Annotated in this window: 9 protein-coding genes and 2 pseudogenes; 9 read left to right on the forward strand and 2 right to left on the reverse strand. The window is 69.7% G+C overall.

What is annotated here, in order from left to right; genetic code table 11:
• Window positions 1–25: 25 nt before the first annotated feature.
• Window positions 26–1,723, reverse strand: coding sequence for an AMP-binding protein (locus tag KDL01_RS35335; protein ID WP_212533052.1), 1,698 nt, complete (start codon window positions 1,721–1,723; stop codon window positions 26–28).
• Between the two features lie 166 nt (window positions 1,724–1,889).
• Here KDL01_RS35335 and KDL01_RS35340 point away from each other — a divergent pair, with 166 nt between their 5' ends.
• The 4 genes and pseudogenes from KDL01_RS35340 to KDL01_RS35355 all read left to right on the forward strand — a co-directional run bounded on the left by KDL01_RS35340 (window position 1,890) and on the right by KDL01_RS35355 (window position 4,581).
• Window positions 1,890–2,333, forward strand: a complete 444-nt coding sequence (locus tag KDL01_RS35340; RefSeq protein ID WP_212533053.1) for a universal stress protein — start codon at window positions 1,890–1,892, stop codon at window positions 2,331–2,333.
• A gap of 177 nt (window positions 2,334–2,510) precedes the next feature.
• Window positions 2,511–2,852: a YidH family protein gene (locus tag KDL01_RS35345; RefSeq protein ID WP_212533054.1), complete on the forward strand. Its 342-nt coding sequence runs from the start codon at window positions 2,511–2,513 to the stop codon at window positions 2,850–2,852.
• A gap of 25 nt (window positions 2,853–2,877) precedes the next feature.
• Window positions 2,878–3,703, forward strand: a pseudogene (locus tag KDL01_RS35350) (class I SAM-dependent methyltransferase).
• Between the two features lie 32 nt (window positions 3,704–3,735).
• Complete coding sequence (locus KDL01_RS35355; protein ID WP_212533056.1) at window positions 3,736–4,581, forward strand: hypothetical protein; 846 nt, start codon at window positions 3,736–3,738, stop codon at window positions 4,579–4,581.
• 44 nt (window positions 4,582–4,625) lie between these two features.
• Here the strand turns inward: KDL01_RS35355 and KDL01_RS35360 are convergent, their stop codons facing one another.
• Complete coding sequence (locus KDL01_RS35360) at window positions 4,626–5,501, reverse strand: hypothetical protein (RefSeq protein WP_212533057.1); 876 nt, start codon at window positions 5,499–5,501, stop codon at window positions 4,626–4,628.
• Window positions 5,502–5,861: 360 nt separating this feature from the next.
• Between KDL01_RS35360 and KDL01_RS35365 the strand changes: the two genes are divergently transcribed.
• The 5 genes and pseudogenes from KDL01_RS35365 (at window position 5,862) to KDL01_RS35380 (ending at window position 9,449) form a co-directional block, all read left to right on the forward strand.
• Entirely contained in the window at window positions 5,862–6,428 is a 567-nt protein-coding gene (locus KDL01_RS35365) for a hypothetical protein (protein ID WP_212533058.1), read from the forward strand.
• 41 nt (window positions 6,429–6,469) lie between these two features.
• Window positions 6,470–6,742 (forward strand): annotated as a pseudogene (locus KDL01_RS44110) (IS1380 family transposase); the annotation flags it as partial.
• Between the two features lie 487 nt (window positions 6,743–7,229).
• Entirely contained in the window at window positions 7,230–8,315 is a 1,086-nt protein-coding gene (locus KDL01_RS35370; protein ID WP_212533059.1) for a hypothetical protein, read from the forward strand.
• A gap of 56 nt (window positions 8,316–8,371) precedes the next feature.
• On the forward strand, window positions 8,372–8,587 hold the full coding sequence (locus KDL01_RS35375; protein WP_212533060.1) for a DUF6985 domain-containing protein: 216 nt from the start codon (window positions 8,372–8,374) through the stop codon (window positions 8,585–8,587).
• Between the two features lie 79 nt (window positions 8,588–8,666).
• Window positions 8,667–9,449 carry an IS5 family transposase gene (locus tag KDL01_RS35380; RefSeq protein WP_212533061.1) on the forward strand — a complete coding sequence of 261 codons (783 nt, stop codon included), beginning with the start codon at window positions 8,667–8,669 and terminating at the stop codon, window positions 9,447–9,449.
• Window position 9,450 lies beyond the last annotated feature (1 nt).

Consider the following 9,450-nt stretch of genomic DNA (forward strand, 5'->3'; position numbering starts at 1 on the left):
CCGTATCCCCGCGGCGCCCGCCCGGCTACCCGCGCAGCTCCGGGAACTGCTCGTCGCGCCACTCCGCGAGCTCCACGTCTCCCAGCGCCGCCTGCTGCTCGCGTCCGCGCAGGTCCACCCGCCGGATCTTGCCCGAGATGGTCTTGGGCAGCTCGGTGAACTCGATCCGGCGCACCCGCTGGTAGGGCGAGAGGTGCTCGCGCGCGTGCCGCAGGATCTCGAGCGCGGTCTCGCGCGTCGGCGGGTAGCCCGGCGCGAGCGCGACGTACGCCTTGGGCACCGCCAGCCGCAGCTCGTCCGGCGCCGGGACCACCGCCGCCTCGGCCACGGCCGGGTGCTCGATCAGCACGCTCTCGAGCTCGAACGGCGAGATCTTGTAGTCCGAGGCCTTGAACACGTCGTCGGTGCGCCCGATGTAGAAGATGTAGCCGTCCTCGTCCTCGGACGCCACGTCGCCGGTGTGATAGTAGCCGCCGGCCATCGCCTCCGCGTTGCGCTCGGGATCGTCCTGATAGCCCGTCATCAGGCTCAACGGGCGCCGCGCGAGGTCCACGCAGATCTCCCCCTCCCGCCCCGGCTTGCCGGTCAGCGGGTCGACCAGCACGATCGGCACGCCCGGCAGCGGCAGCCCCATCGAGCCCGGCTTGACCGGCATCCCCGGCACGTTGCCCACGGCCAGCGGCAGCTCCGTCTGCCCGTAGCCGTCCCGGATGGTCAGCCCCCACGCCTGCCGCACCTGGTCGAGCACCTCGGGGTTGAGCGGCTCCCCCGCCGACATCAGCTCCCTGAGCTGCCCGGGCCCGCCGGACAGGTCGGCCTTGATCAGCATCCGCCAGACCGTGGGCGGGGCGCAGAAGGTGTTCACCCCGGCCCGGCGGACCTGGGCGAGCAGCGCGGCGGCGTCGAAGCGGGCGTAGTTGAAGACGAAGATCGTGGCCTCGGCGATCCAGGGCGCGAAGAAGCAACTCCACGCGTGCTTGGCCCAGCCCGGCGAGGAGATGTTCAGGTGCACGTCGCCCGGCTTCGCGGCCACCCAGAAGGAGGTGGCCAGGTGCCCGACCGGATACGAGACCTGCGTGTGCTCGACCAGCTTGGGCCGGCTCGTGGTGCCCGAGGTGAAGTACAGCAGCTGCGGATCGCCCGGCGCCGTGCCCGGATGCGGCGACGGCGGCGCATCGCGCAGGTAGGCGTCGCGGTACGCGATCCACCCCTCCGGCGCGTCCCCCACGGCGAAGCGGGTGTAGTCCCCCGGCACGCCCACGAACTTGCCGGTGTCGGCCGCGTTGGCGAGCACGTGCCTCGCTCCGCCGCGCGCGACCCGGTCCGCGAGATCGGCCGAGCCCACCGCCGTGGTCGTCGGCAGCACCACCGCGCCGAGCTTCATCACGGCCAGCATCGACTCCCACAGCTCCACCTGGTTGTCGAGCATCAGCAGCACCCGGTCCCCGCGCCCCACCCCGTGCGCGGCGAGGTGAGCGGCCACCTGGTCGGAGCGCCGGGCCATCGCGTCGAAGGAGTACCGGGCCTCGGACCCGTCCTCCTCCACGATCCACAGCGCCGTCCGTTCCACCCCGCGTGCCACCGCGTCGAACCAGTCCACTGCCCAGTTGAACCGGTCGCCGAAGTCGGGCCAGCTGAAGCGCGCCACCGCCCCGGCGTAGTCGCGGGAACATTCCTGCAGCAGGTCGCGCGCGGCGCGATATGTGTCCGTCGTCGACTCCATACCGGACAGAGTCGCGCACCGCGGGGCCCGCGTCGAGAACCGCGCGACGACGTCCGGTCCGGGACCGGCGCGGCGTGGCGCCGAGCGCGATGCCGTACGGTGGGGCGCGGACGAGGACGAGGTTACGGACCGCGCGTGCGACGGTCCGGAGGCGAGAGGGCGGCCGATGTTCGAACTGGGAACCGACGGACCCACGGTGATCCTGGCCGGCCTTGACGGGTCGGACTCCTCACTGCGCGCCGCCGCGTACGCCGCCGGCCTGGCCCGCCGTCAGCACTCGCTGCTCGCCCTCGTCTACGTCCAGCCGCTGGGCATGGTCAGCGCCCCCGAGGCCGCCGCCGCGTCCGCCGACATCGGCCGACAGATCGCCGAGGACCTCGAGCGCCAGATCCGCGAAGCCGTCGAGCGCGTGCCCGGTGACGAGCGCGTGCGCTGGGAGTTCCACACCGTCCGCGGCGACGCCTACTCCGGCATCGTCGAGACCGCCGACCGGCTGCGCGCCGACGCCGTCGTCATCGGCGCCTCCGAGAAGGCGGGCCACCGCTTCCTCGGCTCCGTCGCGCTGCGCCTGGTCAAGGCGGGCCGCTGGCCGGTCACCGTCGTGCCCTGAGTCCGGCACTCGGGGCCCGCGCGTCCTGATCCCGTGCTCGACTGCTCCATTCGGCCCCTCGGCGCGGGCACGCTCGACCCGTGCCCGGGAGAATGGTCCCGGGGCGCCGCGGGTGGAACCCGCGCACGCCCGCCGGCCGCACCACGCCGTGACCACAGCCCGAGGAGCGGTCGCACCATGGACGCCGAGGACAGCGCCCGCATGAGGGACCTGATGGCGAACAGCAGAACCCTGCTCGCCTGGATCAGGACCTCGATCTCCTTCGCCGGCCTCGGTTTCGTGGTCGCGAAGTTCGGCGTCGAAACCGGCCTGCAGCGCACCTCGGACGCGATCGGGATCGTCATGGCCCTGATCGGCCTGGTCTTCATCGTGCTCGGATACCTCCAGTATCTCAAGACCATGGAACTGGAGCAGGGCCCAGCGCGCTCGCCCGTCCCGCTGCACTGGCCGACGGCCACCGCGGCCGCCTGCTGCGCCGTCTCCTGCCTGATGCTGGCCGTCTACCTCGCACTGACCTGACCGGCCGGCACGATAGCCTGCCGCCATGGCCGATGACACCTGGGCCGGGCTGGCCGATCAGTTCGCCGACGGCGCCTACGCGACCGTGAAGGGCCGCGTACGCACGTACGTGATGCACCGCCAGCTGCTCGAGCACCTGCCGCGAGCCCCCCGCACGCGTGCTCGACGTCGGCGGCGGCGCGGGCCACCAGTCGTTCCCGCTGGCCCAGGCCGGCTACGAGGTGACCCTGCTCGACCCGTCGCCGGCCATGCTGGACAAGGCCCGCGAGCGGCTGCGGCACCTGCCCGAGGAGGGCGCGCGACGCGTCACCTTCGTGGAGGCCGACGGCACCGAGGCCGACGCCGCGCTCGGCGGCCGCCGCTTCGACGCGGTCCTGTGCCACGGCGTACTCGGCTACCTCGAGCACCCCGAGCCCCTGCTCGACCAGCTCTGCCGCTGCGCCGCCCCCGGCGCCGTCGTCTCGATCATGGCGGGCAACGCCGACGCCGCCGCCGTACGCCCCGCCCTGGAAGGCCGCTGGCAGGACGCACTCGCCGCGTTCGACACCAGGACCGAGATCGGCGTCCTCGGCCTGCCCACCCGCGCCGACACCGTCGAAGACCTCAGCGACCAGCTCCGCACCCGCGACGTCGCCCCCGTCGCCTGGTACGGCGTCTGGCACTTCGTCGACTGGCTCGACCTCAGCGGCTCCCCCGTCGACCCGACCGACCAGGCCCGGCTCGAGGCGGCCGCCGCCGTGGAACTCGAAGCCGGCCGCCGCGACCCCTACCGCCGGATCAGCCGCATCTTCCACCTCGTCGGACGTAAGGGCTCGACGGAGGCTTGCGCCCACCAAAGCCGCGGAGGATGATCTCAACGGGGTAATAAATCAAGGGGGGCGGCATGTCCGGCGGAGAAGAACGGATTGAATCAGGCGTCGAACGACGGCCGTGGGAGAGGCGGACGGACGCGACCTGTCCGGTCGATCCGCAGCGCAAGGCCTGGATCGAGAGCAAGATGATCTGGCTCAGGGACCAGTTCGGCGTCGAGGCCGCGCGCGGCCAGATCGCCCTGCCCGGCCGCGCGCTCTATCCGGCCGACTATCAGGGCACGCCCGAACAGATCACTGACCTCATCGACCGAATCGAGCGGGTCATGGGGATCGACCCGGACCGGCTGACCTTGGAGCTGTTCGACAGCACGGCGGAGAAGGCCGCCAACGCCAAGAAGCTCAGCAGCCGCGCCGGCACCCGCCACGCCGTGGGCCACTACCGCGTGCGCGACGGTCGCGAGTACATCGAGGTCGACCTCGCCGAAGCCGGCGACCCCGCCGTCCTGACCGCCATCGTCGCCCACGAAATCGCCCACGCCCGACTCCTCGGCGAGAAGCGCTACTCCGCCAAGAACGAGGACAACGAGCGCCTCACGGACCTGACGTCACTTTTCCTCGGCATGGGCGTTTTCGCCGCGAACGCCTCGATACGCTTCAAGAAGAAGGTGCACGGCTGGTCGGTCGAACCCCTCGGCGACCTCAGCGAGCGCATGCTGATGGGTCAGGGCGACTTCGAGTACAGCCACCTCGGCTACCTCGAGGAGCCCGACTACGACTACGCCCTCGGCTGCCTGTGCGGCCTCCGCCGCGAAACCGACCCCGCCTGGGCCACCGCCCTCGACCCGTCCGTACGCGTGATGCTCCGCCGCACCCTCGCCTTCTTCAAAGCCGCCGCCGAGGCCCCACGCCGCACCTAGCGCCATCGCCCGAACGCAGCGTTCGCGCGCAAACGCCCTACGCCCTACGCGCTCGCGGCCGCCCCGCCCGACGGGGCGTTCGGCAACGAATCAGCAGGCTTGGGCGTTTCCGTGATGGTCACCGTCGGCATGGCCGGCGGCTCGCTCCGCCGTGCGGGTTTCCTGCCGCCCTTCTTTCCCGCGGCGCCCTGCTTCTGGTTGGTCGCGTTGCCGAAGAAGTACCCGAGAATGAGCAGGAAGGAATCCGAGACCGTGCCCGACACCACGACCCGGTTGAACATCGCGGTGACGATCGTCGCGGCAAGGCCGAGGAGGAGAATCGGGCCGACCGCACCGGCGATCATGTCGCGCTGGAGGTAGGACCGGCGGATCTCCGAGCGTCGGAACCGCATCTCCACGTCGAGTCTCTCCTTGCGCTCCTGGATGTCGTGATGAAGTCTCGCCTCCTGCGCCGCCGTCTCCACCGCTTCCCTGGCCAGGCGCTGCTTCGCCTCGGCGCCGGCCTCTTCACGTGCTTGGAAGACGCTCTCGACCCGTTCGCGCTCGCTCGGATCGGCGATGTTCTCGACGACTTCTTCGCGCAGGGAGCTGAGATCCTCTTGTGATCGCAGCTCACGCATCCGGTCGAGGATGCGCGTCTTCGCATGCAGGAGGAACGGCATGATGCCCACCGTAAGGTGCGCCCTATCCGAATTCGACGTGAGGACGGTGCCTTGCGGGGTGATCTCGACCGAGTAGGTGCTGAACCGATCCGAGTGCTGGATGGCGTCGTTCACGAGGGCGAGCGAGTCTTCCAACTGATGAAGGTCTTGGGCGTCGATGGATTCGTCGGTCAGTTTGAGATCCCGCAGCACATCGCCGTAGAGCCGACGTGTGAGCTCATTGAAATGATCGAACTGCCTCGGCCTCGTGATTCCCACAAGTCCCCTCCAAGCCGGAATGATGTCGACGGCACTTCGCCCATCTTCCACCACTCCCCCGCGCCGCGCACCCACATCACCTCGCATGCCGCGGCGACCGGCGGCCGTCCGGATTCGGGCCTCGCAAAATGCACCCCTATGAAGAGAGCTGATCTAACTAAGAAACGGCCTAGCCTGGTCCGTCCAGTTGGCTGGACGCGAGTTCAGGCCTGAACAGGCCGATGTGGCTGTGGGGCGTGTCGAAGCGCGGGCTGGCGTCGTGTGAGGGCCCGGCAGGGTGCACCTTCTGGGTGAGTGACGTGTATCGCCGATCTTTGTATCTCACTTGAGTTCCCGTGGATGTGGTGCGAGCCTGCGCGGGTGACCGTGATCGACGAACTCGTTCAGTTCGGCTTGACCGGGGCCGTCGGCCCGGTGCGCTGCGGCGCTCTGCTCGGCGAGATCGCTGCCGATCTGGGGGCTCCGTTGGATCTGGGGAGGGTGGGAAAGCAGCGCCGCTGGCCTCACCGGTTTGGGTACGGCGATCTGGAGTTGTGTGCCTGCCGGTGCCGCCGGGTGCTCTCGCTGACCGTGCAGACATGGCGCGAGGCGATCGAACTGCCGCGGACGGGTCTCGGGCCCGGCCAGTGGTTCGTGCGCTATCGCGAGCGGGTCGGGCAGTCCGAATTGATGGCGGCGTTGAGGGCGGCCGGCTGCGCCGTGGAGGAGGACGCGCGTCCGGTGCCGGGGCAGGTGACGCTGCGGGCGCTTGGCAGCGGGGTCGCGTTCGTCTTCGGCACGGATCACCGCGAACGTGCGTTGCTCGAGTGCGCCGACGTGTGGGGGGCAGGGCATGACTGCCCGCCGGTCGAGCCCGGGATGCCGGAGGACGGTTTCGGGCTCGGCGAGGGGTGGGGCCCTGCGCCCGGACTGCGGTCAGCGACGTGAAGGTGCCCTCTGCGCTGGGATGATCGGCTTCTCTACGCTCGATCAGTCACAGCGAAAGGGGCACCCTCCGGGTGGAAGCTCCAGGTTCGCCGCGGCCGCGGCTGCATGTGACGGCGGATGGAAGGAGTGTGGTCGGGCATGCCGGGGCCCGACTGCTGGCAGATCTAGCAGAGGTCACGGGGCTGGAGTCCGGGTTTGTCGAGGCGCTCGCCCCGACGCGTCCGCTCGGGGAGCACGCACCGGGAAGGGTCGTGGTCGATCTCGCGGTGACGCTTGCCGACGGCGGGCAGGCCATCAGCGATCTGGCGGTGCTTCCGCCACTTCGAGAAAGGAGCGCACTCAGAAGAGCTTGACCGCGTGACTGCCCCACGCTCCCAGAACGACTCGCCGCCCGGGCCGAACACGGAGCCGACCTCGATCTGTGCCCACCTGGAGCCGATGACGCACAGGTGCGACTTGCCGACCTGCTCCACCGCCAAGGTCGCCAGGGCGTGCGCGCGAGGGGCGCGCCGGCGTCGAGCAGGACCCGCGCGTCGTCCAGGAGATCGGCTGCATTGAGCAACGAGTCCTGGATCAAGGCTGTGAGGTCGTCGAGACTGGGAACGGTCGCGGCACGCGCCGAGAGTGCCACGCCCTCCCGACCGCGTCCACGCGCAATCTTGCACATCGGTACGCTGGCAGGCAGGCTGCTGATCCGATCGACGATCACCGGGTCCAGAGCGGTCGTTGCGGCCGGCCGGACCAGTGGGGCACGTGGGGATGCGCCCGACCGGACCGCCGCGCACCAAGGAGCCCAGGAACATGCGAGAAGCAGGATCCTCCTCGTCATCTTCACCATCCTCGGCGTACGCGCAACGGCTGGCCGCATACTCCTCCGTCTCCACCTCACTCGCCCTGCACAGCGACCGCGATCTGGCCGCCCTCATCGACGCGGCACCGCCCCTGGACTCCGGCATCGGCGGCACCGCGGCGCTGCTCGACGTCGGCGGCACCCGCGTGTTCGTCAAGCGCGTCCCGCTGACCGACCTGGAGTTGCGGCCGGAGAACCTCCGCTCCACCGCGAACCTCTTCGACCTGCCCCTGTACTGCCACTACGGCATCGCCGGAGGACCCGGCTGGGGCGCCTGGCGCGAACTCGCCGTGCAGGTCATGACGACGAACTGGGTGCTCGCGCGCGAATTCGAGGGCTTCGCCCTGATGTACCACTGGCGCGTGCTCCCGCACCCGGGCCAGTCGCTGCCCGAGGAGATCGCCGACGTGGACAAGGTCGTCGAGTTCTGGGGCGGCGCGCCGGGCGTACGCAACCGTCTCGAGGCGATGCGTGACGCCCCGGCAAGCCTCGCGCTGTTCCTGGAGTACTTCCCGCACAACCTCCACGACTGGTTCGGCGAGGAGGTCAAGGCCGGCGACGAGGCAGTCACGCAGGCCTGCGCGATGGTGGCGCGCGAGGTGCCGGCGGGAACGTCGTTCATGAACGCGCGCGGGCTGCTCCATTTCGACGCGCACTTCCAGAACCTGCTGACGGACGGCCGGCACCTGTACTTCGCCGACTACGGCCTGGCCATCTCCTCCCGCTTCGACCTCGACCCCCGAGAGGCCGAATTCTTCGCCGCGAACCAGGTCTACGACCGCGCCTACAGCCTCACCCACCTGACGATCTGGCTCGCCACCGCCCTGTACGGCTTCCAGAGCGAGGAGCGCGCCACATTCCTGCGCGCCTGCGCCGCCGGAACCCGGCCCACCGGCATCCCGCCCCTCGCCGCCGACCTCATCATGCGCCATGCCGCGACCGCCGTACTGATGACGGACTTCTACCGCACCATGGCCCGCGAAAGCCGACTGACCCCGTTCCCGCTGCAAGCAGTGACAGCCGCGCTCGAAGGCTGAGACCCCGAACTCGAACTCAATCTCGAACTCAATCTCGATCTCGATAAGGAGCGGGCGTGGAGATTCCCGGTCTCGGCCCAGTCACGTACGATCAAGAATTCGGCTGGTACCGCAGCTCACCGATCCCCGTCCGTGTTCTCGGCGGGGTGGCCAGAGTCTTCACCGTCGAAGGCTACGACGACGATCCCTCGCAGTCCGAGGTGCACGAAGCCATCTCGGCATTCCTCAGTCTCGACGAAAGCGTGCTGAGAGGGCGGGATGTGACGGTCTGACCGTTTCAGTATCGCCTGATCGTGTGGGTATGGGCGGGAAACGGCTGCACGGCGGGTTTGGCCGTGTTGGGCTGGTGGCGTGGTGGAGCGCAGGGGGTACCCGAGCGACCTGACCGTGGAGCGGTGGGCGCTGATCGAGCCCGTGATCACGGCGTGGAAGGCGGCGCATCCCTCGGTCAGCGGACATCAGGGCCGGTACGAGATGCGCGAGATCGTCAATGCGATCTTCTACCAGTCCCGGACCGGCTGCCAGTGGGAGTACCTGCCGCACGACCTGCCCCCGCCCGGCGCGGTCAAGTACTACTTCTACAAGTGGCGCGACGACGGCACGACCGAGACGATCCACGAGATCCTGCGCTGCCAGGTGCGCGAGCGCGCCGGACGCGCCGAGGACCCGTCCCTGGTGGTGCTCGACTCCCAGTCCGTGCACGCCGCGGTCAACGTCCCGGCCTCAACCACCGGCCGTGACGCCGCGAAGAAGGTCCCGGGCCGCAAGAAGGGCATCGCCGTCGACGTCCTCGGGCTGATCATCGCGGTGGTGGTGATGGCGGCGAGCGTGCACGAGAACCAGGTCGGCACCGCGCTGCTCGACAAGGTCGCCGCCCGCACCCCCGCGGTCACGAAAGCGCTGGTGGACCAAGGGTTCAAGAACACCGTGGTCGCCCACGGCGCGAAGTCGGGCATCGACGTCGAGATCGTCGAGCGCAACCCGCAAGACAAAGGGTTCATCCCCCAGCTAACAGTTACGTGGAATCTGGCGACAGAGAAGATCATTGCTCTGTCGAGCGACCACGGACTGAGGAGACTTGTTGAGCACCACGGCGGCGTTGGGGCGGAAGTGGCCGATACTCGGTCGGCATGAG

The sequence above is a fragment of the Actinospica durhamensis genome, from assembly GCF_018139695.1.
GTDB classification, from domain to species: Bacteria; Actinomycetota; Actinomycetes; order Streptomycetales; family Catenulisporaceae; genus Actinospica; species Actinospica durhamensis.

What these genes read in the sequence shown, in the direction of transcription:
- KDL01_RS35335 (WP_212533052.1), bottom strand. Translation starts at nt 1,723, where the DNA reads ATGGAGTCGACGACGGACACATATCGCGCCGCGCGCGACCTGCTGCAG.
- KDL01_RS35340 (WP_212533053.1), top strand. Translation starts at nt 1,890, where the DNA reads ATGTTCGAACTGGGAACCGACGGACCCACGGTGATCCTGGCCGGCCTT.
- KDL01_RS35345 (WP_212533054.1), top strand. Translation starts at nt 2,511, where the DNA reads ATGGACGCCGAGGACAGCGCCCGCATGAGGGACCTGATGGCGAACAGC.
- KDL01_RS35355 (WP_212533056.1), top strand. Translation starts at nt 3,736, where the DNA reads ATGTCCGGCGGAGAAGAACGGATTGAATCAGGCGTCGAACGACGGCCG.
- KDL01_RS35370 (WP_212533059.1), top strand. Translation starts at nt 7,230, where the DNA reads ATGCGAGAAGCAGGATCCTCCTCGTCATCTTCACCATCCTCGGCGTAC.